This is a genomic window from Methylocystis sp. (assembly GCF_050251305.1).
Lineage (GTDB): Bacteria > Pseudomonadota > Alphaproteobacteria > Rhizobiales > Beijerinckiaceae > Methylocystis.
Window position 1 is genome coordinate 1 of record NZ_JBFWNB010000024.1, and the last position, 23,492, is coordinate 23,492.

At 60.7% G+C, this 23,492-nt stretch carries 19 protein-coding genes, 1 tRNA gene and 2 pseudogenes; 7 read left to right on the top strand and 15 right to left on the bottom strand.

Annotated elements, in window-relative coordinates:
* On the bottom strand, positions 1 to 835 hold an 835-nt coding region (locus AB7F41_RS09760; protein ID WP_428406528.1), incomplete at its 3' end, for a hypothetical protein.
* 1,108 nt (positions 836 to 1,943) lie between these two features.
* Here AB7F41_RS09760 and AB7F41_RS09765 point away from each other — a divergent pair.
* On the top strand, positions 1,944 to 3,050 hold the full coding sequence (locus AB7F41_RS09765) for a tetratricopeptide repeat protein (RefSeq protein WP_428406529.1): 1,107 nt from the start codon (positions 1,944 to 1,946) through the stop codon (positions 3,048 to 3,050).
* Between the two features lie 21 nt (positions 3,051 to 3,071).
* A pseudogene (locus AB7F41_RS09770) lies at positions 3,072 to 3,200 on the top strand (SOS response-associated peptidase family protein); the annotation flags it as partial.
* A gap of 198 nt (positions 3,201 to 3,398) precedes the next feature.
* Here the strand turns inward: AB7F41_RS09770 and istB are convergent.
* Both istB and istA read right to left on the bottom strand, forming a co-directional pair.
* Positions 3,399 to 4,127: an IS21-like element helper ATPase IstB gene (gene istB / locus AB7F41_RS09775; RefSeq protein ID WP_428406530.1), complete on the bottom strand. Its 729-nt coding sequence runs from the start codon at positions 4,125 to 4,127 to the stop codon at positions 3,399 to 3,401.
* Positions 4,030 to 5,624: pseudogene (gene istA / locus AB7F41_RS09780) on the bottom strand (IS21 family transposase). The gene istB and the pseudogene istA overlap by 98 nt, the downstream one beginning before the upstream one ends.
* 268 nt (positions 5,625 to 5,892) lie before the next feature.
* On the opposite strand from istA, the gene AB7F41_RS09785 reads away from it, so the two are divergent.
* The 3 genes from AB7F41_RS09785 to AB7F41_RS09795 all read left to right on the top strand — a co-directional run bounded on the left by AB7F41_RS09785 (position 5,893) and on the right by AB7F41_RS09795 (position 10,200).
* Positions 5,893 to 7,122 (top strand): hypothetical protein, encoded by a 1,230-nt coding sequence (locus AB7F41_RS09785; protein WP_428406531.1) that lies wholly within the window; start codon positions 5,893 to 5,895, stop codon positions 7,120 to 7,122.
* Positions 7,123 to 7,888: 766 nt separating this feature from the next.
* Positions 7,889 to 8,200 (top strand): hypothetical protein, encoded by a 312-nt coding sequence (locus tag AB7F41_RS09790; protein WP_428406532.1) that lies wholly within the window; start codon positions 7,889 to 7,891, stop codon positions 8,198 to 8,200.
* Between the two features lie 401 nt (positions 8,201 to 8,601).
* Positions 8,602 to 10,200, top strand: a complete 1,599-nt coding sequence (locus AB7F41_RS09795; RefSeq protein WP_428406533.1) for a phytoene desaturase family protein — start codon at positions 8,602 to 8,604, stop codon at positions 10,198 to 10,200.
* 14 nt (positions 10,201 to 10,214) lie between these two features.
* Here the strand turns inward: AB7F41_RS09795 and AB7F41_RS09800 are convergent, their stop codons facing one another.
* Together AB7F41_RS09800 and AB7F41_RS09805 are read right to left on the bottom strand one after the other, a co-directional pair.
* Positions 10,215 to 10,913: an SOS response-associated peptidase gene (locus AB7F41_RS09800; protein WP_428406534.1), complete on the bottom strand. Its 699-nt coding sequence runs from the start codon at positions 10,911 to 10,913 to the stop codon at positions 10,215 to 10,217.
* A 35-nt stretch (positions 10,914 to 10,948) separates the two neighbouring features.
* Complete coding sequence (locus AB7F41_RS09805; RefSeq protein ID WP_428406535.1) at positions 10,949 to 11,932, bottom strand: GlxA family transcriptional regulator; 984 nt, start codon at positions 11,930 to 11,932, stop codon at positions 10,949 to 10,951.
* Between the two features lie 168 nt (positions 11,933 to 12,100).
* On the opposite strand from AB7F41_RS09805, the gene amoC reads away from it, so the two are divergent.
* A complete protein-coding gene (amoC, locus tag AB7F41_RS09810) occupies positions 12,101 to 12,874 on the top strand; it encodes a bacterial ammonia monooxygenase, subunit AmoC (protein ID WP_428406536.1) in 774 nt (257 codons plus the stop codon).
* A 214-nt stretch (positions 12,875 to 13,088) separates the two neighbouring features.
* Here the strand turns inward: amoC and AB7F41_RS09815 are convergent, their stop codons facing one another.
* From AB7F41_RS09815 to carB, 7 genes are all read right to left on the bottom strand, one after another.
* On the bottom strand, positions 13,089 to 13,511 hold the full coding sequence (locus tag AB7F41_RS09815) for a YciI family protein (protein ID WP_428406537.1): 423 nt from the start codon (positions 13,509 to 13,511) through the stop codon (positions 13,089 to 13,091).
* A gap of 279 nt (positions 13,512 to 13,790) precedes the next feature.
* The gene (locus AB7F41_RS09820) at positions 13,791 to 13,922 is read right to left on the bottom strand and encodes a hypothetical protein (protein WP_428406538.1); all 132 of its coding nucleotides are present in this window, start codon (positions 13,920 to 13,922) and stop codon (positions 13,791 to 13,793) included.
* Positions 13,923 to 13,945: 23 nt separating this feature from the next.
* Positions 13,946 to 14,709 (bottom strand): IS5 family transposase gene (locus tag AB7F41_RS09825; RefSeq protein ID WP_428406539.1). Its coding sequence is split into 2 segments (ribosomal slippage): positions 13,946 to 14,365 and positions 14,368 to 14,709, totalling 762 coding nucleotides; the frame shifts between segments, so codons are not numbered across the junction.
* Positions 14,710 to 15,007: 298 nt separating this feature from the next.
* Positions 15,008 to 15,083: transfer RNA gene (locus AB7F41_RS09830), tRNA-Thr, on the bottom strand.
* Between the two features lie 90 nt (positions 15,084 to 15,173).
* Positions 15,174 to 16,208 carry a mitochondrial fission ELM1 family protein gene (locus AB7F41_RS09835; RefSeq protein ID WP_428380812.1) on the bottom strand — a complete coding sequence of 345 codons (1,035 nt, stop codon included), beginning with the start codon at positions 16,206 to 16,208 and terminating at the stop codon, positions 15,174 to 15,176.
* Between the two features lie 73 nt (positions 16,209 to 16,281).
* Positions 16,282 to 16,755 (bottom strand): transcription elongation factor GreA, encoded by a 474-nt coding sequence (greA, locus tag AB7F41_RS09840; RefSeq protein WP_428380814.1) that lies wholly within the window; start codon positions 16,753 to 16,755, stop codon positions 16,282 to 16,284.
* Positions 16,756 to 16,914: 159 nt separating this feature from the next.
* On the bottom strand, positions 16,915 to 20,253 hold the full coding sequence (carB, locus tag AB7F41_RS09845; RefSeq protein WP_428380816.1) for a carbamoyl-phosphate synthase large subunit: 3,339 nt from the start codon (positions 20,251 to 20,253) through the stop codon (positions 16,915 to 16,917).
* 379 nt (positions 20,254 to 20,632) lie between these two features.
* On the opposite strand from carB, the gene AB7F41_RS09850 reads away from it, so the two are divergent.
* Entirely contained in the window at positions 20,633 to 20,932 is a 300-nt protein-coding gene (locus AB7F41_RS09850) for a c-type cytochrome (protein WP_428380818.1), read from the top strand.
* Positions 20,933 to 21,182: 250 nt separating this feature from the next.
* Here the strand turns inward: AB7F41_RS09850 and hemF are convergent, their stop codons facing one another.
* The 3 genes from hemF to AB7F41_RS09865 all read right to left on the bottom strand — a co-directional run bounded on the left by hemF (position 21,183) and on the right by AB7F41_RS09865 (position 23,442).
* Complete coding sequence (hemF, locus tag AB7F41_RS09855; protein WP_428380820.1) at positions 21,183 to 22,133, bottom strand: oxygen-dependent coproporphyrinogen oxidase; 951 nt, start codon at positions 22,131 to 22,133, stop codon at positions 21,183 to 21,185.
* 62 nt (positions 22,134 to 22,195) lie between these two features.
* A complete protein-coding gene (locus AB7F41_RS09860) occupies positions 22,196 to 22,867 on the bottom strand; it encodes an rRNA methylase (RefSeq protein WP_428380822.1) in 672 nt (223 codons plus the stop codon).
* A gap of 98 nt (positions 22,868 to 22,965) precedes the next feature.
* Positions 22,966 to 23,442 (bottom strand): tRNA (cytidine(34)-2'-O)-methyltransferase, encoded by a 477-nt coding sequence (locus tag AB7F41_RS09865; RefSeq protein WP_428380824.1) that lies wholly within the window; start codon positions 23,440 to 23,442, stop codon positions 22,966 to 22,968.
* Positions 23,443 to 23,492: the final 50 nt, after the last annotated feature.

The window sequence follows — 23,492 nt, forward strand, 5'->3', positions numbered from 1 at the left end:
GTTCTTTGAGCAGTTCGCGGTTTTTGACAATGTCGTCTTCATGTATCGACAGACGATAAGCTCCCCACCTCGCGGCATATTCGAGAGCTTCGATCCCGGCCTTTTCGATTTTTGCGTCTGTTTCTTCGTTTCTGGGAAGTTTAACTTCAACATTGATCCAGCTCTTTCTGGGGCGGAACGCAACGAAATTGAAGGGCTGGCCGTCTTTTGATAGTCCGATATAGAACTTGTTGTATTTAAGCTCTAATGAAGGTTCGATTTCCCGCGCAATAGCTAACAAATCGTCCGCAAACTTGACGGTCGCCTTCGTTCCGCGCTTTTCCCAATAGGCCCGATCGGTCGGAGCTGCTTCGGCGTCCTCGTCTTCATCAACCAAGCCACGGGCTAATTCGTCCATGACTTTCGTGAAAACCAGGGTCGTGTGATTGCCGACCTTGAACGCCTGCATTTGGATAGCAACCAGCGGGATGGTTCCGTTGAACAACGAGACGACATTGAGGAAACGGCTGGTTATGTCCTCGGCGATAAGCACGGCGCAGTGCTCATACTGCGGGTAACGCTTCCGTTCGATGTCCCAGTATTCGATCGTGCGGATGATATGCGCCTCGTCGGTCGAGCCAAGCTGGATTTCGACCTCGTAACGGCGCTTTGTTTCCGGGTCCTGAAGGAGAAGGTCGAGCCTTCCTGCTCTCGGCTGAACGCGCTCTTTATCGCGTAGCACCAGCTCACCGAGACCAAGAATGCCGGGGTCTCCGGCAATCAAGTCTTGCACCCATTTCTCATTAAGCTCTGGATGAAATTTCAATGAAATGCGTTCGGCGCGCGTAAAATCCATTTTTTACCTTTCGGGGAGACTTTTGTGTAACAGCTAAGTTTTAGCCCCATCCTTGTCCCCAAAGCAGCTTTCAGAACACAGCTAAGAGGTTCGGGGGTTGTGCCGTGAGAGCAGCAAGCTTTCCCGTACTTTGCCGAGAATCGCTTCACGTGCGGCGTTGGGCGATGGCTTGCTCTTCGGGAGCGAGATTCCCAGTTCCTTTGCAATAAAGAGCAGGTCGGCGGCGGGCTTGTCACGCACGGCACGCTCAGCCTCATCAGGGGCCCCAGAGGCGGCGAGCGCCACTATCTTCCGTAAAGCCGCGCGAGAGCTTGGTCTGTCCGAACCGGACGCCCGCCGCTCGAAGAAGGCTCTTCAACTCGCGAATGCTATCGCGCCTATTTCGCCCGCCTCGTCCTCTCTCCGGCAGAGAAGCGTGAAGGCTTCGAGAACGACGAGCTTTAGGTTGAAGCCTTTTAAATTCTGTCACGCGCCACGCAACACATCAAGCGAGTGTCACTGCATAGCGTGCCCGTTTTTTGAAGGAGTCGGGCCATTACTTGCTCCTCAAATTAACATTCGAGGGGTCGTTTAAAAAAATGATCGTCGTTGGTGTAGATGGCTGCCATGCGGGCTGGATTGCGGGGGCTGATGTCGGGGGCGACATCTCGATGAACTTGCACCCAACATTCGATGACCTTCTCAGATCATGGAAGGCGGCGGATTGAACTTAGCGAGCGAAAACCTGGCGGCGAAGGCACCAACCTAAGCCTGCGACGTCGACCGACGCGCGTTGCGCTCGACAAAGTTCCTGAGATCGGACAGGCGATAACGCACGGCACGGCCCATAGTCACGAAGATCGGCCCGTAGCCCGAAACGCGCCATTTGGCGAGCGTATTGGGCTACAGCTTCAAGATTCTTGCGGCCTCTTCCGTTGTGACCAACTCTTCAATTTGCAGCGCCATGGACATTGCTCCTGACGGAGTTCGGAGCTTGCACCATGGCTGGAATGGAATGCATCCGCACGCGACTGGGCGCTGAGGTGGGCGCTTGTGCGACAGACGCACTCCCTTTTTCGAAGCCTGAAAGCCTCGCCCGGCGAAACGCTCACTGATATCCTTCCCGCCTATGCGTCGCCCTGCCCCGCCGACAATCGCAGACCTTCGCACTGAGGGCGTCGCTGGCGCACCGGTCTGGCGCAGAGGGCTTGGTTTCGCCCTACTTGCTCTGTTCGCCACTAGGGTGTTCGCCGCATCTCCAATAATCGCAAGACCGGATGATGAGTCTGCCTGTCGAAATTCAGAACGTTGGTGGACGCTTGACCAACAAATCGAGGGGTGCACCGCTCTCATTGAGTTACGAAGCAAGTCGCGATTTGCGCTCGCCTGGGCGTATCGTTCCCGCGCTAACGCCTATAAAAAAAAGGGCAATTTCCCCCGCGCAATTGCAGATTATGACACAGTAATTAAGATCAACCCGCAAGACGGATTGATGTATATTTTCCGAGGGCTATCCCATGCCGCGAAAGGGGATTACGACCGGGCGATCGCCGACTACAGCAAGGCGCTTCAACTTAATCCAAAAAATAACGCGGCAGCATATTTATACCGTGGCTACGCTTATACCGTAAGGCGTGATAACGACAGAGCGATCGCTGATTACAATAAGACGATAGAATTAGATAAAAAGCATATCGTTTTAGCATATATATACAGAGCTTATAACTATGTTATTAAGGGTGCTTACGATCTTGCGATTGCAGATTGCGATAGAGCTATAGAATTAGATCAAAATAATGCATTGGCTTATCTAACTCGTGGCGAGGCATATGCTGGCAAGGGTGACCGTGACCAAGCGATTGCCGACTATAATAAAACGCTGGCGCTTGATTACAAGAACTCCACGGCATGGAACCTTCGTCATTATCAATATGAAATGAAAAATCGCGAAAGAGAAGCTCTCAACAAGCGTCTTGGAATGGCTAGTGATCATAGAGACGAACCTAGCAGATTTGATCTGCGAACGGTACTATTGCTAACTATTATACAGTTTATTGCGATAATTTATCTAGCAAACAAGAGCATAGAGTCCAAAACAAATGAGCTTGTTTTCGGTCGTCACAACGCAAGCAAGTTTGGTAAGGCATTGCGGCGCATTGCTGCGATTATATTTTTGTTATCTTGGCTCCATGTTTTCTTGTCATTTCTTATTCCTCCACCGCCTCCCCCCGGTTGACGCAAGCTTCCCTCGACGTTCAACGCCCGCGCCGAGACGGTCGCCGAGAAGCCGATGTTCCGAGGGGCGTTCAAATCGCGCCGCTGCGTCATTCCAGCATCCGGCTTCTACGAATGGACAGGCAAAGCCGGCTCCAAGACGCCTCACTAGTTCAGCGCGCCAACACGGCGAGCGAGGTCTATGCGGACACGGCGTATCGCTCGGCGAAGAATGAAGCGATGCTCTCACTGTCAATCGGCGTTGAAGTTTGACCCCGTATCGGCGTCCAACATTGCCCCCTTTGTTGCGCGCGTCGTGACGGAAGGAGGGCGTAGCCCGACTGGAGTTATGATGCGCGCGGCAGGGTGATCAGGCGCGGTTCTTGAAGCGCCAGCTTTCGTTGCCAGTTTCGACGATGTCGCAGTGATGGGTAAGACGGTCGAGCAGCGCTGTCGTCATCTTCGGATCACCAAAGACACTCGGCCATTCGCCGAAGGCGAGATTGGTCGTGACGATGATCGATGTTCGCTCATAAAACCGGCTGATGAGATGGAACAGGAGCTGGCCGCCGGCCTGGGCGAAGGGCAGATAGCCGAGTTCGTCGAGAATGACGAAGTCAAGACGAGTCAGATAGTCAGCGAGCCGTCCCTGGCGTCCGGCGCGCGCTTCGGCTTCGAGGCGATTGACGAGATCGACGGTGGTGAAGAAGCGCCCGCGCGAGCCGGCGCGAATGCAACTGCGGGCGACGGCGATCGCGAGATGCGTTTTGCCCGTCCCAGTTCTGCCGACAAGGACGACGTTGCGTTGCTGGGCGATGAAGGCGCCGCCGGCGAGATCGCGCACCAATCCTTCATTGATCGGCGTGTCCTTGAAGGCGAAGTCGTCAACGTCCTTGGCGAGCGGCAGTTTTGCGATCGTGAGCTGGTATTTGATCGAGCGCGCCTGCTTTTCCGATATCTCGGCCTTAAGCAGATCGCCGACGAAGCGCTGGGGCTCGTGTTTACGCTTGAGCGCCGTAGTGAGCGTCTCGTCGTAGGCGCCGCGCATGCCATAGAGCTTGAGTTTGCCCATCATGTCGAGGACTTCGGTTCTTTCCATGGTCACGGGCTCCTGAGCTGATCGTATCTGGCGCAGTCGGCGATCGGCGCATGCCGCAGTCGAAGCGCCTGCGGAGTCGCTATGATTGCCGATGGTTCGGGATCACGGCGACGCGCGAGGATGTTGAGGATGACGTCGGCGGAATGGACGCCGTTTTCGAGCGCTTCGGCGCAGGCGGCGTCGACCGCCGGCAATCCGTCGGTGAGCACGGCGGCGAGGATGGCGACCATCTGGCGGTCGCCGTCGTCGGAGCCGACGAGCTTGCGGCGCACGCGCTCCAGCGCTCCGGGCAACACCCAGTCCTTGAACGGCGCCCCGTTCCTCAGCGCGCCCGGCTTTCTGGCCAGAACCGGCACAGTGCCATGGGTCGTAGATCGTCTCTCCGCGTCCGAAGCAGCGCGCATGTTCGGCGACGACGCGCCCATCCTGGCGGATGACGATGCGATCGGCATAGGCGTGGATCTCGACGGGGCGTCCGACAGCGCCGGCGTTCACCGAGTATTTGTTGTTGTCGAACCGAACCAGGCAGGTCTTCGACACGGAAGCCGGCAGCGCGTGGAAGCCATCAAAGCGCCCGCGATAAGGAATGAGCCTGGGCCGCTCTTCCTCGAAGACCTCCCAGACCGTTTTGTCGGCGCATTCCGGATGCGCATGCGCCTTGGCGTAGGCGATGCATTTATCCATCAACCACGCATTCAACTCGTCGAAAGTTTTGAACCGCAGGCGCGGCGTGAAGAAGCGTTCGCGAACAAGACCAACCTGGTTCTCGACCTGACCCTTCTCCCAGCCGGACGCCGGCGTGCAGGCCACAGGCTCGATCAGATGATGCGAACACATTTGCAGGAAGCGGCGATTATACTGCCGATCCTTGCCGATGAAGATCGTTTCCACCGCCGTCTTCATATTATCGTAGACGCCACGTGCGCAGGCGCCCTTGAAGAAGGCGAAGGCGCGCTCATGCGCATCGAAAACCATCTCCTGCGTCTCGCGCAGATAGGCTCGGGCGATAAACATCCGGCTGTGACAGAGACGTAGATGCGCGACCTTCACGGTCATCGTCACGCCGTTCATCAGAACGATCTCGTGGCTCCAGTCGAACTGATAAGCCTCGCCAGGCGCAAAACTGAGCGGCACAAAGGCGCTCGCCATCTCGCTCGCATGCTCGCGCGCCCAACTCCGGGCGTATCGCCGCACCGCATCGTAGCCGCCGTTATAGCCAAGCGCCCGCAGTTCTTCGAACACTCGGATCAGCGTCAACCGCTCGCGCGCCGGCTTGGTTGCGTTCGCCACGAGCATTCGATCGATCTCAGCCTTCCAGGCGCCGAGTTTGGGACGCGGCTGGACCTCCCGTTCATAGGAAAACGACGTCTCGCCTGATCGCAGAACCTTGCGAACCGTATTGCGCGATATCTTCAGATCGCGGGCAATCTCCTTAATCGACTTGCCCTTCTGAAAATGCTCCCGCCGAATCCGGCCAATCGTCTCCACAACCAGCATCCCCCACCGCCCGCTCGATGCCAAAGCGGGCAGACCTGCAAGCGGTTCTCAAGGGGGTCAATTTTGGACGCCGATCCCCCGGCTTAGGGGGTCAAATTTGCACGCCGAAACACAAAGTCATCTTGAATCCGTCCGGTTTTGACCCGAGACGGATGGTCCTCCCGAATAACCAATGTCCGATAGCACCAAATGCAAACATCCAGCGACCGCAGTTTGAAACTCGTTTAGCGGGCCGTTAAATACGCAGCGTCCTCCTGCGAGGTATTCGATGCACTTGCTATCATCACATAATCGCTCCGAGTTCTTGGCTTGCCCGCAGCTAATCCGGTTCGACTACGTTGAGGGCCGCGACGGATTTGAGCCGACCCTGCTTATCAAGAGCAGCACCCTTCTATTGAAATATGTAGTGTTGGGCGCGCCCATGCAGCTTGGCTTTGCCAAGTGTGAGGGTCGCCTACTCTGCGCGTTGAAGGTATGCGACGACGGCGACAACGGCGGCATTCTTTGGTCCGTTGTCGAGCGCGAAGAAGAATTGAACGGCATTCGCGGCTTGGCGACCGGTGAACCGCTTGTGGGATTTCTATTCAACGAACTTGCCGTAAATGTCGCTTGGAATGACTTGCCAACGCCCCACGCGCTAAACCGCCTGTCAATGTGGGCAGATAGCGTCGCACTAGGTCGAGTTGACCACTCGGCAATAAAAGTCACGATAGAACCATTACTCGACCGTCTTCATCGTCACGCTGACGACCACGATTGGTTGGTATTGGAAATCGGCAGCAGGTCCGATTGGAAAGCCGTCCAAAACTACTTTATTACAGCGGGTGCCTGGTCCAGTCTCATTGACCTGTTCGACGCGGACGAAGGCAACCAGCAAGAGCAATTAGGCGTTTGGCTTACCGACAATCTTCAGCCTTCGGGTGTGTATCATAGCCCAAAAATATCTAAGGCCTCCGGAACGCGCGAACTGACCGATATACTGCTAAGCCACGCGTTCGGCTCAGTCCTGATTGAATCCAAGACGCTTTCGATATTCGCTCGCGAAAAGCTACCAGACAGGGCGAAGCTAAAGCGCGATGTTTCGACTCATATCGGCAAGGCGTTCGCCCAACTGCGCGGTGCCATCAGGGCGCTTAAGTCCGGCCTTCTAGTGACAAGTCCGAAGGGAGATACGTTGTCGGTCGAACGGGAGAAGCCCGCCCACGCTATCGTTGTCATCCCTGATTTGAAACTTGTCGAAGACCCCGCCGCCTACGGGATCGATTTCATGCGGGATTTCATGGGCGCGACGGGCGGTTTCGCTCATCTGCTGGATCTTTCGGAGTTGCTACGGATCGTGCAGGCCGCCGAAATGATTGCCGCGCGGGGCGAGATGATTACGCCAATGATGGCGTTCGACTACTACCTTATGCAGCGGGCCGAAACGGCCGCTGACGCTGGCACGCTTTGCATCGAAATGCTGCTGCACTTTGTCGACGATGAAACGACGGCAGGCTGAATGCGTTGCAGAAGGGCAGACGACGCACATGATAGAACGCAAGGGCATCGACTCGCTCGGTCCTGACTCTGCGCCCTAGCGATCATCTGCGCGACGGCCTTGGCGTCGGCGCCGGAGAGCCGATTTATGAGCCCGCGCCGGCTCGGGTCTTCCTCGAAGTAGACGCACGCGAGCGCGACGTCGTTCGCGTCTTCGACAACGAAGGACTCGGCGGCCTTGCGGATGCGCAGGGGCAGGGCGTAGGGCGGCGGCGCCATCTCTTCCGGGCCTCTGTGATTTGGCCTAAGAACGCTCATGGGCTGGCGCGGGCAGCATAACCGGGATCGCGACGAGGAACGCGAGTGGCAAGAGCTGCCGCTGCGCGAGCGATATGACTGGCCGAGCATCGCGCTGTTCGTGATCTTTCTGGCCGCATTCACTTACGCGCTTTGGAGGGGCGGATAAGCTTCACTTGAGCCGGTGCGGCGTCGGGTGCCAATCTCCATCCCGGGGGTTATGGGATGCGCAGAGCGCTTTTCCTCGCTGTCATTCTCGTCGCCTTCGCCATGGCGCGGGCAGAGGCTTGCAGCGGGTGCGGATGCCGCGGGGGACCCGGCTACCGCGCGCCTGACGGGCGCTGCGTCGGTTGGGCCGATATCGGGCGCAAGTGCGGGAGCCCGCCGGAGACACGCTGCACGCCCGAGGGTCCGAACGCGGGCGCAGCTGATGCAGCGAAGTTCGGCGTCATGGCGATCGAATCCAAGCAACCTAAAGGAGCGGCGCCGAAGTGATCGCGGCCAAACCACAAGGAAAAGCCTCATCGGCGAAGGAACGCCGTCGCGCCGCAGCGCTCGCCGCCACTGAGCGCGCCATCAGCGTGGCGACGCCAGAGCAGCTTCAGGCGATCGCCGAACGGCTCTTGGCCCTCGCCATAGCCGCCCGCATGGCGAAGCGACCGCGTGAGGAGCAGGCGGCCCGGAACGTGCTCGCCCTTGCCGAGCGCCGGCTGGCGGAATTGCGGGGGGCGACTGATAGCTTCGGCGCAAGAGTGCGACTGGTGGGTCATCGGGCCGAAAGCGCGAAAGATGAAATATGCTGAGTTGCCGCAGGAAGGCGTCCGGTTATGACCCGAAGCGGATATCCTAGTCAGTGGATGCGAGCCACATCAGTGCGTGGAGGTGCAGCATGAGATACGCGCTGTACTCTTCCGATGTTCTCGAATTCATCGAGACGAAGTACGGGATTACTTGGAACAGAGTCGGCCTAAAGCGCGTTCCCGCCGCGGCATAACGAGTCTTCCGGAGCTATCCCCAAGATTTCAGCTTTAAAGGAAATGATCAGGCGAGGTCGCCGATACCCCCGACCGAAGCAGGAAAACCCTTCGAAGAAAGGCAGTTCCCATGCAGGCTTATGAAGCGAGTATGCTTTATAAGCTCACGCGGTGGGAGCAAGCTGTCGCGATCGAGTAGAAGTTTGCACGAGGCGATTTGGGGATGAGCCATGCATGGTACCTGCGATGCGGTGGTAATTGGAGCGGGTCACAATGGGTTGACCTGCGCGGCCTATCTCGCAAAGGCCGGCCTATCTGTGCTGGTGCTTGATGCGTATGATCGGGTTGGCGGGCAGTGCACATCGGAGGAGCTGACCCTCCCAGGCTACCAGTCGGACGTCCACGCTATCGGCTACCAGTTCGCTAACCTATCCCCCACGCCGGACGAGCTGAAGCTTGCCGAGCATGGCTTTGAGTTGATCCGTTCCAACCCGAACATCGTGCACGTTTTCCCGGACGGTACCAGCAACGGCCTCTTCGCAACTATTGACGAAACCTGTGAGAGCATCGGGAAGTTCTCGAATAGGGATGCACAAACCTGGCGCACCCTCTTTGAGGGCTACCTAGCGCAGAAGGAAGCGATCACGGCGTCCGTCAACTACCCTCCAATCTCCTTTAGCGACCAAACGGCGGGTCTTTCGTCTCCGCGGGGCGGCTTTGACCTTTTCCGATTTCAGCTCCAATCGGTTAGAGCTTGGGCGGACGAAGTCTTCGAGGCTCCTCAAACCAAGCTGCTGGTTGGCACATGGGCAGCTCACGTGGGTGTCGCCCCTGATGATGGTGGTGGTGCCAGCCTGGCTTCCCTCTTCAATACGGTGATCCAGGACGGCGGCAACAATCTCGTCAAGGGAGGCATGCACAACCTGCCGCGCGCCCTGGTCGCAGTCATTCAGGCGCATGGTGGTAAAGTGCGCACGGGAACAAAGGTCGAAAAGATCTGCGTCGTAAATAGCAAGGCGGTGGCGGTTCGCCTTCGTGACGGTGAAGAGATCGAGGTGGGTACGCTCGTCGCTTCGAGCGCGGATCCGCGTCACCTAGCATTGGATCTTCTAGGTGAGGACGTGATTGGAGGAGACGTTGCCGCCAACATCCGGAGGTACGAATACGGTCTTGCCGCGATGTCTGTTTTCCTCGCGCTTGACCGCCCGTGTCACTACACGGCGGGCGAAATGCCAGCGCGTTCGCCTGCGGTGCACTGTACACCGGCAAACTTCGAATATCTTGGTCAGGTGTTCCTTGAGGTTCGCAGTGGCCTGCTTCCTTCGGAGCCCTTTTGCGCTCTCTGGAACGAAGGGAGTATCGATCCGAGCCGTATCCCTCCCGGTAAAGGGCTGCTGAAACTTTTCATTGCGCCTGTCCCCTATAAGATCAAAGGAGATGCGGTAGGCACGATTTCGGCCACAACTTGGGATGAAGCGAAGGAACCATTCGTCAATCGCCTTATCGCACGGCTCGAGCGCGACTTTGTTCCCGATCTTCGGCAGCGGATCGTCGCCGAAGCTATCCAAACGCCCGTTGATTTCGAACGCCTACTGCCGAGCTGTTACCAAGGCACCGTTATGCACGGATCCATGGTTGCTTATCAGATGGGAGCAATGCGGCCGATCCCAGAACTCAGCGGTTACAGGGCCCCAGTCTCAAATGTCTACTTGTGCGGGGCCGGAAGCCATCCGGGTGCTGGCATCTCAATGCTCCCAGGTCGAAATGCGGCCCAGGTGATCTTTCGCGACCTTGGCATCGACTTTGCGAGGACGCTCGCTGCTTATTAGGACCGGAATTGGCGCTAAGCGGTCACCGCTGCGTCCAGTCGTTGAGGCTCTATCAGCGTCGGATCGGCGTCAGCGACGCCCGAGCGGTTCACCCGAGGCGAGACGGTCCATTCCTGCAACACATCCTCAGGGGGCGCGCCCAAAAGCGCGCCAGGATCGCCACCCGCCATCCACGCGCCCACGTCGCGCCAGTCGAGAATGACCGGCATCCGATCGTGGTAGCGCGCCATCCAATTGTTCGCGGCGCCGACGATGATCGTGGCGGAGTCGACCTGCGCGTCGCTTTCAGGGTCACGCCACGTCTCCCATAGACCGGCTAGGGCCAGCGGTTCGCCACCTGGCGCGCTAAAATAGTGGGGCGTCTTGGAGCCCGCCTTGCCCGTCCATTCATAGAAGCCGGAAGCCGGAATAATGCATCGGCGGGCCTTGAAGGCCGATCGGAACATCGGCTTCTCGGCGACAGTCTCGGCGCGCGCGTTGAACGTTGAGGGAAGCTCGCTGAGCGGCTTCTTCCACCAAGATGGCAGAAGGCCCCAACGCATCGGAACAAGCTCATTGCCGGCCGCCGCAGGCCGGATGACTTCGATCTGTGTCGTCGGCGCGATGTTGTAGCGAGGCGCCAGGTTGCGCGGCTGTCCGATCAGATCGGCGAGCCGGCGAAGCTCCTCCCAAGACAGATGCTGTGTGAAGCGTCCGCACATGGCGGGGAGCATAGCATGTACTTTCGCTCGCTAGGATCGGCAGGGTTTTACTTTGCTCCGCGTCGTGCCTGAGACCATGTGCGATAGGCTCCAGGCGTCATTCCGGAATATCGCCGAAAGGCCCGACGAAAGCTTGTCTCGTCGGAGTATCCCGAGGCGGCGGCGAGCTGCTTTACTGAACTTCGCGTCGTTTCGAGCAGCGTGCGCGCAGTTTCAAAGCGAACGCGGTCAAGAAAGTTTTTCGGCGTTTCTCCAGAAGCCTCTTTGAGACGCCGGTGTAACGTTCGGTCCGAAACCTTCAGCGCGCGCGCTAGGTCGATAGTCGTGAATGGTGCGTCGCCAGCTTGGCGCACGAAGTGCTCTGCCTCCAACAGGAACGGATTGGAGGCAGATAGATGGCCCGGCGGAACATAGATCGCCTGTGTCGACGGAACCGTGTCAACGACAGTGAAGTCCGCCGCTTTTTTTGCTGCTTCCGCTCCGAGCAGTGCCCGGATGATATGGAGCGAAAGGTCGATCCAAGACAACGGGCCGCCAGCTGTAACAACTCTGCCGTCCTCGATAAGCGAGGCGCCCCAGGCTGCGTCTGCGTGCGGATACCGGGCTTTTAACTCGTTGTGCCTCCACCAGGTTGTGGTGCAGCGGCGACCGTTCAAGAGCCCTGCTTCGCCAAGTAGAAACACTCCATTGCAGGAGCCTGCGATGATCGCTCCGAGCGCATGCTGGCGGCGCAGCCATGCAGCTGCTGCGCCGATGGCGGGCGTTGGCGGTAGCGCATGGCTACCGTCGCACACATAGCCTGGGACGATGACTGCCGCGCAGCCGTCGACCGAGTCGAAACCCGCATCGACCTCGAAGCGCCTTCCGGCTCCGTCACGCACAGCTTGACCGTCATAGCTGACGGTCATCACGTTGTAGGGCCCTGGCGCGCCATTCTTTGCCAGCATCCGCCGGCTCAGGGTCAACATGTCCGCAGCGCCGATGAACCCCAGACCTAGACAGCTCTCAAAGCCAAGAATTGCGATGTCCATTTCCGCCCAATCCTTGTTGGCGAATTTTGCCTCAACATTGGCAAACCAGCTGTCAGACTATGCAAGGGTAATGGCGAACTCGCCAAGCTGTAAAGGGCGTCCCGAAGCGCGACTCTAAATGCAGCCGAGAAATCATCGTCATTTTTCGGTTGAACCGGAGGAGAGAAAATGAGCGTAACGACGCAGTCGACGGCAGGCGCAATAGATCGCGCTGAGCCGATCGTCGAATTGAAGGGAATGTGGATCGGGCTTGCGGTGCTGAACGGCTTCTATCTGGTCGTTCGCATCTACGAGCAGATCTATGGCTGGCGCGCTGGCCTGGACTCGTTTGCGCCGGAGTTCCAGACGTATTGGATGTCGATCCTTTGGACCGAGATCCCGCTTGAGCTGATCTCTGGCCTTGGACTTGCCGGCTATCTTTGGAAAACGCGTGTTCGCGACATGTCGAGCGTGACGCCGCGTCAGGAGATGAAGGCCATCGCCGACAATGCGGCTTGGCTCGTGGTCTATGCTGCCGGCATCTACTGGGGCGCGTCCTTCTTCACGGAGCAGGACGGCACCTGGCACATGACGGTGATACGCGACACAGATTTCACGCCGTCGCACATCATCGAGTTCTACATGAGCTACCCGATCTATTCGATTCTCGCGATCGGCTGCTTCTTCCATGCAAAGACGAGAATCCCATACTTTTCTAAGGGCTATTCGCTTGCCTATCTGATCGTCTCGATCGGACCTTTCATGATCATTCCGAACGTTGGCCTGAATGAATGGGGCCATACCTTCTGGTTCATGGAAGAGCTGTTCGTTGCGCCGCTGCACTGGGGTTTCGTTTTCTTCGGCTGGATGGCGCTCGGCGTGTTTGGCGTCGTCATACAGCTGTTGCTGAACATTCACCGTGTGATCGGCAAGGAAGGCGTCGAACTTCTGACTGGAACCTGATCGAGTCCGGTCGGAACGCAGGTTTTCCCACGAACCAGCGGCCCGAATTAGACTCCCCCTAAAATTGTCGAGCTCAGGCGCCTTCTGGTCCCACTCGGTCCGGAAGGCGTCGTTTTCTGTTGCAAATTGCTGGGCGAGGTCCGACCACGGCGCCAGTTGCCTTTTTCCCGCTCCTATGTGGATCATTTGTGGGGAGCGAGGGGCGGGCGCGGCGCTAGATGTCTGACAGCCTTTTGCGGATCCGGTCCTCCGCTTCAGTGATCTCGGGCGTCATGGCCTCGCCGAAGTCGGCCGCTTCATAGAGCGGACGGATTTCGATCTCGCTAGGGCCTGGCATCGGGTTGGGGCATCGCTTCACCCATTCGACCGCCTCCGCCATATCCTTGACCTCCCATAGCCAATAGCCGGCAACCAACTCGGTCGTCTCTTCGAATGGGCCGTCATAGACGGTTCGGTCGGCCCCGTTGAACGCTACGCGCTTACCGCTTGAGGAGGGCTGGAGACCCTCGCCGGCGAGCATGACGCCGGCGCTCACCAATTCCTCGTTGAACTTGGTCATCGCCTCCAGGAGCTCGGTCGACGGCAGGAGACCGGACTCGCTTTCCAGCGTCGCTTTCACGAGAACCATGACGCGCATGGGCTGTCTCCTCGGTTCGCAGTCGGGTGGGTCCGATCCGCTGACCGGTCGGCTCGCGCGGAGAGCATATCGCGAGGCGAGAAAGCCGTGCGAGTGGTGTCAGAAATCTTGTCCACGCAACTGTGCATTTCTACGCTTCAATCCATCCCGGCTTATTGGCCAAATATTGGACAAAACGCAGAAATTGGTCAGTCGCACTTCGGCGTAAGTTACTGATTTTAAAGGTGGCGCGCCCAACGGGAATCGAACCCCTGTTTTCGCCGTGAAAGGGCGGCGTGCCTAGACGACCGGCGTGTTACCGTCCGGTATGACGTGGTCGCGCGCGCCGATCTCCCGGCAGACGAAGCGTCGCGTTTTCGGAAGATCGATGAACGTGAATCCCGGCGTCGTGCCGATCGCTTCTAAGGGCACGACCCCTTAGGTCGTGTGGACAGTTATCGCATCCACAGGACGATTGCGGCGATTGTTATGACTGCCCGATAATTTTGGGCGGTCTTCTCGAAACGGGTTGCGACGCGGCGGAACTGCTTGAGCTTTGAGAAGCAACATTCGACGAGATGTCGCTGGGCGTAGAGATTCTTGTCGAGCGGATATTTGATCGCACGCGACGGGTTGTTGGGGATGACGGCGCGCGCGCCCTTGGCGGCGATGACGTGACGCAAGTGATCGGCGTCATAGGCGGCATCGGCCATGACGACCTCCGCAGGCAATCCCTCGATTAAAGCGGCGGCTTGCGGCGCATCGCCCTTCTGACCTGCGGTCAGCGTGAACCGCACAGGGCATCCCAAGCCGCGAACGGCCATATGTATCTTGGTGCTCAAGCCGCCGCGCGAGCGACCAATCGCCTGATCTTCAGGCCCCCCTTTTTCGCCCCGGCGGCATGCTGATGCGCCCGGACGATGGTGGAGTCGACGATGAGATATTCGAAGTCCGGATCATCGGACATCGCCTCGAAAATTCGCCACCAGACCCCCTTGAGGCTCCATCGACTGAAACGCCGGAACACGCTGTTCCAATCCCCAAACGCTTCTGGAAGATCACGCCAGGGAGAGCCCGTGCGCACGATCCACAATACGCCCTCTACAAACATCCGGTTGTCGCGGCCGGTCGAGACCTTCTGGTCGGGCCGGCCTATGATCAACGGCGCCATCCGCTCCCAAGCCGCATCGGTCAAAACCAGTCGATCCATCACACCCAAGGCCGCCTCCCCAAAGGCAGCCTTGAATCTGATTTGCGCCCAAAATGGAATCCTTAGAGTCCACACGACCTAGTGCTGGCAGGCGCGGTTCAAGCACCATGCGCGCGGCGCGGACGCCGACACTTGCATGTAGGCCATCGTCGAAGAGGTTGAGCACATAAAAGAGCGGATAGCGGCGCGGACGCCGGAGTGCGATAAGACTGGCAGGGGGTCGGGAGCGAGGCGGGATTTTTTGGATCCGCTCCGGGTCCGCTATTATTTGAGAATTTTCGGATTTTTTCTTAACTTATTGAAGTTATGGTGCCGCAAGAGGGATTCGAACCCCCGACCCCATCATTACGAATGATGTGCTCTACCAGCTGAGCTATTGCGGCGCATGCGCGACGCCTTCGGGCGTGCGGCGCGTCACTCATATCGGCGCGCGGCGGCTTTATCAAGCAGCCTGGCGCCGGCTCGATTCCAAATCAGCGGCGCGACGCAAACGCGCTGTAGGCGCGCGCGACGGCGCGCGCGACGTCGGGGGTCGCATTGAGCGGCGCTCTGCGCCAGTCTTCGAGCGCGCCGCGCCAGATGCGGATGGCGCCGGCGCCCGCCAGCGCCGCGAGATAGGCGTCGATCTTGCCGCGCCGGCCCGGCGGCTCCACGACATAGACGGGCGCCGCGGTCGCGAGCGCTTCTCCCACCATATTGACGCTGTCGCCGGTCACGACGAGCGCGTCGGCGTTCGCCAGCAGCGAGAGATAGGGATTGTCTCCGGCGCCGTCCCACAGGAAACCGCCAGGCGCCGCGAGCGCCGTCCGCAGCGCGTCGCGCAGCGCGGCGGGCGTGCGTCGGGAGGCCGTCGCCATGACCGAGCGCCCCGCCGCCCGAAGCGCGGCGACGGTCTCCACGAGCGCGGCGACGTCTTTCGCGCCATACGCGCCGCCGCGGCGATCGCCGCCGATCAGAATCGCCACGCGCGGGCCGGGCAGGGCGGCGACGCGCGGATCGGGCGCGGCGCGCGCCGCGGCGAGCCGCTCCGGCGTCAACCGATTCGCCGGCGTCAGCGGCGACAGGACGTTGTCCCCGCAAAGTCCGTCGTGGCGCGGCGCGATGATGAGATCGGCCGCGCCGAGCCCGTTCGCGGGCTTGTTCACGTAGATGGTGAAGGTCCGTCCGCCAGACTGGCGCTTCAACCGTTCCAGGACGGGGAGCGTCCGGCGTCCGGCGGCGATGGCGATATCAGGGTAGGGCGGCGCGTAGGCGGGAGCGTCGCGCGGATCGGGCGGCGCGAAGGGCGCAAGCGCGGCATAGAACCCCCGCGGCGTGACGCGATGAATGTCGGGCGTCGCGCCCAGCGCTTCCGTGATCCCGAGAGTCTGCGCCTCATGGCCGGCGCGGCCGTCCGAAATGATGCGGATCGTCGCCCCCGGCAGAAGGGCGGAGCGGCTCGAAGCGCCTGCTCTCCCGCCCGCTGCCGCCTCCTGGGAGGCGAGGCGGTCTCGCGCCTTCATCGCCATTTGCGCGCGCCGTCCATCGGCGTTCTCCCTCCTGCCTTACAGAGGAAGCGACGCCGCACGGCGCCCGCGCGCCTCACCCAAAGGCGACCTTCAGGATCTCATAGCTCTTGCCGCCGCCCGGCGTCGTGACCTCGACTGTGTCGCCGACCGTCTTGCCGATGAGCGCGCGGGCGATGGGGCTCGAGATCGAGACCCGGCCGCTCTTCACGTCGGCTTCGACGTCGCCGACGATTTGATAGGCCTTCTCCTCCTCGGTGTCCTCGTCGACGACCGTGACCGTCGCGCCGAATTTGATCGTGGCGCCGTTCAGCTTCGACACGTCGATGACTTCGGCGCGCGACAGCTTGTCCTCGAGTTCGGCGATACGGCCCTCGTTCAGCGACTGCGCTTCCTTCGCCGCGTGATATTCGGCGTTTTCAGAAAGGTCGCCATGCGCGCGCGCTTCAGCAATCTGCTGAATGATGCGGGGACGGTCTTCCTGCTGTCTGCGGCGCAATTCTTCAGTGAGCGCGGCGTAGCCGCCGGCGGTCATCGGCACCTTGTCCATTGCTCTCGCTTCTCGCCTCTCTTTGAGTTTCGCCAATTATTGGCGATTGGCGGGGCCGATGGGGCGCCGCCAAGTCCAGGCCATTGGTCAGGCTTGGGTCGATCAACCACGGTCAATATTGGCGCAGCGCCGACTGCGTCGCGGCAAACTCCCGAAATTTCAGTTGGTCGCAGTCGGCAGAAAATAGTCCTGCAGCGCTCGGACCTTGAGGTCCCCCGACACGTAGGCGCGTATCCCCTGGGCCGCCGCGACCGCTCCCGCTAGGGTCGTGTAATACGGAACCTTATGCAGAAGGGCGGCGCGGCGCAAGGAGCGCGAATCCGCCAACGCCTGGGCCCCCTCTGTCGTGTTGAAAACCAACGCGATGGAGCCGTTCTTGATGGCGTCGACGATATGCGGCCGTCCCTCTGAGACCTTGTTTAATTTTTGGGCGGCGATTCCCCGCTCGACGAGATAGCGCGCCGTGCCGCCCGTGGCGACGATCGAGAACCCGACTTCCTTCAGCAGCCGAACCGCCGGAATGATCCGGCCCTTGTCCGCGTCCCTGACCGAGACGAACACGACGCCCTCGCGCGGCGCCTTGGTGCCGCCCCCGAGCTGGCTCTTGACGAAGGCTGCGTCGAAGGAGCTGTCGAGCCCCATGACTTCGCCGGTCGAGCGCATTTCGGGCCCAAGGACGGTGTCGACGCCGGGGAAGCGCGCAAAGGGGAAGACCGCCTCTTTGACCCCGACATGCGCCGGCCTGATCTCGAGCGGATCGAAGTCGACGAGCTTGGAGCCGGCCATCACCTGCGCCGCGATCTTGGCGATCGGCCTGCCGATGACCTTGGCGACGAAGGGCACCGTTCGCGACGCGCGGGGATTCACCTCCAGCACGTAGATTTCGCCATCCTTGAGCGCGAACTGCACATTCATCAGCCCGACCACGCCGAGCGCCATGGCGAGGCTTTTTGTCTGCGCCTCCAGCGCGGCGATCGTCTCGGGCGCGAGCGATCGGGGCGGGAGCGAACAGGCGGAATCGCCCGAATGAATGCCCGCCTCCTCGATATGCTCCATGACGCCGGCGATCACGGCCTCGTCGCCGTCGGCGAGACAGTCGACGTCTACCTCGATCGCGTCGGTGAGATAGCGGTCGAACAGCAGCGGATTCTTGCCGAGCACCGTATTGATCTGCCCGGTTTTGTCGTTCGGATAGCGCGCCTTGACTTCGGACGGCACGAGGCTCGGCAGCGTGCCGAGAAGGTAATCGTCGAGATCACTCTGGTCGCGGATGATCGCCATGGCGCGGCCGCCGAGCACATAGCTCGGTCGCACCACGAGCGGCAGTCCGAGCTCCTGCGCGACGATGCGCGACTGCTCCACCGAATAGGCGATGCCGTTCTTGGGCTGTTTCAGTCCCAGCTTGTCGAGAAGCCGCTTGAAGCGGTCGCGATCCTCCGCCAGATCGATCGAATCGACCGGCGTGCCGAGGATCGGGGCGCCCGCTTGCTCCAAACCATGCGCCAGCTTCAGCGGCGTTTGCCCGCCATATTGCACGATGACGCCGACGAGCGCGCCATTGGACTTCTCGACGTCGAGAATTTCGGCGACGTCTTCATTCGTCAGCGGTTCGAAATAGAGCCGGTCGGACGTATCGTAATCCGTCGACACCGTCTCCGGATTGCAGTTGATCATGATCGTCTCGAAGCCCGATTCAGCGAGCGCGAAGCAGGCGTGGCAGCAGCAATAGTCGAATTCGATGCCTTGCCCGATGCGGTTCGGGCCGCCGCCGAGAATGACGATCTTGCTCCTGTCCGATGGATGCGCCTCATTCGCAGGGACGTTGAGGAACGGAGTCTCATAGGTCGAATACATATAGGCTGTGGGCGACGCGAATTCGGCCGCGCAGGTGTCGATGCGCTTGTAGACGGGCCGCACGCCGAGACGATGGCGCATGTCGCGCACGGCGTCTTCTTCGAGGCCGGCAAGCGTCGCGAGGCGCGAGTCCGAGAAGCCGGCGAATTTCAGCTTGCGAAAGTTTTCGGCGTCCTGGGGCAGGCCGTATGTCCGGACCTTTTTTTCGAGCGCGACGATCTCCGCGATGCGCTCGATGAACCAGACGTCGATCTTGCTCGCCTCGTGAATCGCTTCGGTCGTCATGCCGAGCCGCAGCGCCTGGCCGACGACGAGCAGCCGGTCGGGCGTCGGCGTGCCGAGCGCGCCGCGCAGCACATTCATGTCGTCGCCCTTGCCGAGGCCGTCGACTTCGATGTCGTCGAGGCCGCATAGACCGGTTTCCAGCGAGCGCAACGCCTTCTGCAGCGACTCGGCGAAATTGCGGCCGATCGCCATGGCTTCGCCGACCGATTTCATGGCCGTGGTCAAAACCGGTTCGGAGCCGGGAAATTTCTCGAAGGCGAAGCGCGGGATTTTGGTGACGACATAGTCGATCGTCGGTTCGAAGGACGCCGGCGTGGCGCCGCCGGTAATGTCATTGGCGATCTCGTCGAGCGTGTAGCCGACGGCGAGCCGCGCCGCGACCTTGGCGATCGGAAAGCCCGTCGCCTTCGACGCCAGCGCCGACGAGCGCGACACGCGCGGATTCATCTCGATGACGATCATCCGGCCGTTTTTCGGATCGATCGCGAATTGCACGTTCGATCCGCCGGTCTCGACGCCGATCTCGCGCAACACCGCGATCGAGGCGTCGCGCATGATCTGATATTCTTTGTCGGTGAGCGTCAGCGCCGGCGCAACGGTGATGCTGTCGCCGGTGTGCACGCCCATCGGATCGACGTTTTCGATGGAGCAGACGATGATGCAGTTGTCCGCTTTGTCGCGGACGACTTCCATCTCATATTCCTTCCAGCCGAGAACGCTTTCTTCGACCAGCACTTCATTCGTCGGCGAAGCGTCGATGCCGCGTTCGACGATCTCGATGAACTCCGCCTTGTTGTAGGCGATGCCGCCGCCGGTGCCGCCGAGCGTGAAGGACGGACGGATGATCGCGGGGAGGCCGATGTCGTCGAGCGCATCGAGCGCCGCCGCGAGCGTCTTGACGTGGTGCGAGCGCGGCGTGTCGAGGCCGATCTTCGTCATCGCCTCGCGAAACAATTCGCGATCCTCGGCCTTGTCGATCGCATGGGCGGTCGCGCCGATCATCTCGACGTCGAACGTTTTCAGCACGCCCATTTTTTCGAGGCTGAGCGCGCAATTGAGCGCCGTCTGTCCGCCCATCGTCGGCAACAGCGCGAAGCCGCCGGGCGCCGCATAGCGCTCCGCTTCGATGATCTTGGCGACGATCTCCGGCGTAATTGGCTCGATATAGGTGCGGTCCGCCATATCCGGATCGGTCATGATCGTCGCCGGATTGGAGTTGACGAGGACGATCCGGTAGCCCTCGGCCTTCAGCGCCTTGCAGGCCTGGGTGCCGGAATAATCGAATTCGCAGGCCTGGCCGATGACGATGGGGCCGGCGCCGATGATCATGATCGTGGAAATGTCGGTTCTTTTCGGCATGCAGGCTCAGCTTTTCATCCGCGCGTCAGCGCTCTCTCGCCCCCATGCGGACGAACGCCGTGAGGCGCGTCCGAAGCATGAGGAAACCTTTCATGTTACGCTTCGCGCTCCCTGCGCTCGGGCTAGCGCGCATAAAAAAAGGCCGCGATTCCGGCCTCTGGACCGGAACGCGTCCCGAACTTGCCCATCGATCTGTCGGCGACGCCGGCGAGGCGGGCGGCGAGCGGGTCGCGCCCGGCTCGAAAGTCGTCGATTGTCTAGACGAGATTGAAGGTTATGTGAAGAGGCGCGCGGAGCGGATCCGGCGGCGCAGGTCGACGCCATTTCCGGGACGCATTAGGCTCGCATTTCGATCCGTCAAAAACCCAGAAATGACTCCATGCGCATCGTCACCTGCCTGGTGCTGTCCCTTTTGCTTTTCCCGGCCGCGGAACGCGCGCATGCGGGCGATCTCTCCGAGGTTCTGGCGCAATGCGCGGCCTGTCACGGAGTCGATGGGATCGCGAAAAGCGCCGACGTCCCGCATCTCGCGGGGCAGCAGGAGCTATATCTCTTCAACCAGATCAAAGCCTTCCGCTCCGGCGCGAGAACCCATAAGGAGATGCGCTATATGAGCCGTCAGCTCTCCGAGGCCGAGATGCGGGAGATCGCGCGACACTACGCCGCTATGCCGCGTTGAACATGTCCGCGACGCGTCGGCTTGCGCGTTATGCTTCGGTCGGCGTCGTCGCGACGCTCGCACATGACGCCGTTCTCATTGCATTGGTCGAAGGCGGTGGATGTTCGGGTGAGGCGATGAAGGCTTCAGGGTGTCATGCCCGCGCGTGTCGCGGGCATCCACGCCAAGACATCGCGTTCATTGACGAGCCGCGCGCGCCACACGCGAATAGCCGGGACAAGCCCGACCATGACGGGCGTGTCGCCCGTCTTTACGGCCACTTCACCAGCGGCGGCATCGAGGAGAGGATCGAGTCGACATTGCCGCCGGTCTTCAATCCGAAGATCGTGCCGCGGTCGTAGAGCAGATTATATTCGACATAGCGGCCGCGCCGCACGAGCTGCTCGTCGCGCTCCGCCTCGCTCCAGGGCTTGGCGAAGTTGCGCCGCACGAGTTCCGGATACATCTCGAGAAAACTCTCGCCGACGTCGCGGGTGAAGGCGAAATCCTCGTCCCAGGCGGAATTTGCGGCGTCTCCGGCGCTGTTGAAATAGTCGTAGAAAATGCCGCCAATGCCCCGCGGCTCGTTGCGGTGGGCAAGGAAGAAATATTCGTCGCACCATTGTTTGAAGCGCGCATAGTCGGCGACCGGATGGCGCTCGCAGGCGCCGCGCATCGCGGCGTGGAAGGCGATCGTGTCGGGATCGTCCTGCGTGCGCCGCGCGTCGAGAACAGGCGTCAGATCGGCGCCGCCGCCGAACCACGCCTTGGTGGTCACGACGAAGCGCGTGTTCATATGCACGGCGGGAACGTTCGGATTCCAGGGATGCGCGATCAGCGAGATTCCGGTCGCGAAAAACCGCGGATCCTCCGCCGCGCCGGGAATCTGTTTGGCGAATTCCGGCGCGAAGGTTCCGAACACCGTCGAGCAATGCACGCCGGCCTTTTCGAATACGCGGCCTCTGATCATCCCCATCCGCCCGCCGCCGCCCGGCGCGCCGCCGATGTTTCCAGCGTCGGCTCCCAAAGTTGCGCCGCCACGGTCCGTTCGGCTCCAGGCGGTGAGAACGAACCGGCCCGGCTCCTCGGCCTCCGGCGCGAAGGGGCCGGGCGCAGCGTCCTCCAGCGCCTCGAAGGCGGCGATGACGCGCAATTGTAACGATTCGAACCAGGCGCGCGCGGCGTCCTTGCGGGTTTCGAGCGCATCGGGCGCGGCGTTCATGGGCGTCTCCTTGTCGCCGCTTCATCCCGCCCGCGCCGCTCGGTGTCAATTCGCCCTGACCGCTAGCGCGCCATATCGGCGACTTTCATCCTTGCGTTGTCGCGCTGCGCGGCCGGCGTCGCGGTCGCCGCCGCGAAGCCGGCGCGCAGGAACTGCACAAGCGCCGTCTTGACGTTGCGGCCGCGCTTGGTGAGTTCGGTGACGTAGCAGGAGCGGGGCTCGCCGTTCGGCCACGCTTCGTTTTTCGCTTTCGCCTGCCGCATGTCCTCGAGCACCTGCGCCTTCACTTCGCGCGAGTCCTTCATCGAGATCAGTCCGTCGGCCGCCAGATGCTGGTCGGCGTGATAGCCCTCGCTCATTTTCTGATCGGCGAATTCGAAGACGCACAGCTTGCCCTGATCGCCGACGTAGAGAAGCCGCTCGACCCAGGCCGCGCGGAGCGAGCGAATGTCTTCGGGCAGCATGTCCTTCATTTCCGCCGGAAGATCCTGATAGATCGGCGTCGACTGGGCGATCTGATCCACCTTGAACGCCGCTTTCACGTTGAATCCTTCGAAACTCTCGATCTGGGTGAGTTTGACGAAGAGCTTGCCGAGCGCGCCGCGCGCCTCCGAGAAATTGGTCAGGAGCGCATAAAGGCCGAGGCAAAGAAGAGCTGTAAACAGAGCCGCGTTGAGAGATTTGAGCAGCCGCTCCCAGATCACGAGCGAGATGCGAATTGTTTGATGGGTCATATCGCCCTCCCGAAATTCATTAATATCGCGTTAAAATGCAGCGATGGCCGCAAATTAAAAGGGATTTTTGGCGCTGCGCTGTGCGAGGGCGCACCTGATCAGGCGGCGCGCAGCTGCCGCAGCGCCTCGCCCATGGCCATCGCCGCGGCGACGGCGACGTTCAGCGAGCGCAAGCCTTGGCGCATGGGGATGCAGAGCGTCAGATCGGCGGCGGAGTGGACCTCTTCCGGCGCGCCGGCGGATTCGCGGCCGACCAGCAGAATGTCGCCGTCGCGATAGTCGCAGTCGAGATAGGAGACGGCGGCGTGGGTCGACAGAAGCAGCAGCCGGCGCGTCTCGCCCGCCCGGCGGCGCGCGGCGCGCCAGTCTTGAAAGGCGGCGAAGGACGCATGTCGGTCAATCGTCACGTGGTCGAGATAGTCCATGCCGGCGCGACGAAAATCGCGGTCGCCGACGGGAAAGCCGGAAGGCCCGATGATCGCCGCGCCGACGCCGAGACATGCGCAGGTCCGCAGCATGGTGCCCGCGTTCTGCGGGATGTCGGGCTGATACAGGGCAAGCGTGAGAGGAGCCATTCGCGCGTTCCATTCGGAGAAATGGCGGATTTGCGGCATATCGCCGCGAA